The organism is Alteromonas sp. 14N.309.X.WAT.G.H12 (assembly GCF_036697315.1).
Lineage (GTDB): Bacteria > Pseudomonadota > Gammaproteobacteria > Enterobacterales > Alteromonadaceae > Alteromonas.
This window is the reverse complement of sequence record NZ_JBAHZB010000223.1, coordinates 1-1,282: the sequence shown is the minus strand read 5'-3', so window position 1 is coordinate 1,282 and position 1,282 is coordinate 1. Positions and strand designations below refer to the sequence as shown.

Genomic DNA, 1,282 nt, shown 5'->3' with positions numbered 1-1,282 from the left:
GATTTAGATATACCGGTCAAATTCTAATAGAAGGTACTGAGCTTTATTACTACAAAGCACGGATTTATCATCCAAAGTTAGGGCGATTCTTACAGACTGACCCTGTAGGTTATGAAGACCAGATGAATCTTTATGCTTATGTGGGGAATGATCCGATTAATATGACAGATCCAACAGGCATGTATGGTAGAGGTAAAGGCTGGAGTGATGAAGACTGGAAGAAATTCGACGCGGCACAGCAACAAGCTGCCAGTGATATGTCATCAGCAGCCTCATCAATGCGTGATGAAGCTGCCGGACTGAAGGATGGCGCAGCAAGTGCGGATGGATACTCTGCATCTCAATTAAACTCGATGGCAGATAATCTGGATGCCGGAGTAGCGGCATTAAATGATGGTGGCTCAGGAGGACATTGGGCAAATGCAGGCAATTCTACTGATACAGGAGGCGACTTTGCTCAAATTAATAAGGTTGGCGGAAAAATACTAACTATGGACGTCACAAATAGTCAATTTGGTGGCCCAAGGATGAGTTTTGCTGCTGGACACGAGTCCTTACATAGCGCAGGATTAAATGATCAATTGGATTTTTCAGGGAATTTTAAGGCTTATCGATATGGTAAAGACTCTAAAAATAGAACTGCTTATTTTGGTCTTCCTACAAGTAAAAAAGTGGTAAACCCTGATCATCACATGTGTAGGGTGTATAAATGCTAAGAACTATTCTTTATTTAATTTTGGTTTCTAGTTTTAGTTGTAATGTAAAAGCTAATTCTTGTGTTTATGATGAAAAAACGCTCAGTGATAACTTATCAAAATACATCGAAAGTTTTAAAATTATTGTATCTGAAGGGCAGGTTCACAACGCTGTATACATCTATTTTCAAGACGCAATAGGCGGGTATGAATTTAATGGAGCGTCCTTTGAAATAGAATACGAAGAATCATCTGAAGTTTCAATTTCTATACCGTTAGAGACAAGAGACGATGAGAACGGAAAGTTACTATCATTCTTAGTGAATAAAGACACTTTTGAATATTCAAAAGTCTTAATTTTTTATAAAAGGTGTGGTTTGATTTTAGATATACGTCTAAAAGACCTTTATAGCGAACCTTTATCCCAGAGAGTTACGGTAAAATGATCAATATCACAAAGTAGATTTTTATTGCTATTGTCAAACTTTTTGAATCCAAAGCCTCGCTCGAGCGGGGCTTTTTTTCTGGCTCTCTTTAAGTGCCGAAGTGGCTAGAATCTGCGAAAAAGTCAGTACAAAGGAAGTGGA

2 protein-coding genes are annotated in these 1,282 nt (G+C 38.4%); both read left to right on the top strand.

The genetic code is table 11. The features are described 5' to 3' along the window. A partial coding sequence (locus tag V5298_RS20645; RefSeq protein ID WP_332933283.1) for an RHS repeat-associated core domain-containing protein occupies positions 1-716 on the top strand: 716 nt, incomplete at its 5' end. Then, complete coding sequence (locus V5298_RS20640; RefSeq protein ID WP_332933282.1) at positions 710-1,141, top strand: hypothetical protein; 432 nt, start codon at positions 710-712, stop codon at positions 1,139-1,141. The genes V5298_RS20645 and V5298_RS20640, both read left to right, overlap by 7 nt. Positions 1,142-1,282: the final 141 nt, after the last annotated feature.

What these genes read in the sequence shown, in the direction of transcription:
- V5298_RS20640 (WP_332933282.1), top strand. Translation starts at nt 710, where the DNA reads ATGCTAAGAACTATTCTTTATTTAATTTTGGTTTCTAGTTTTAGTTGT.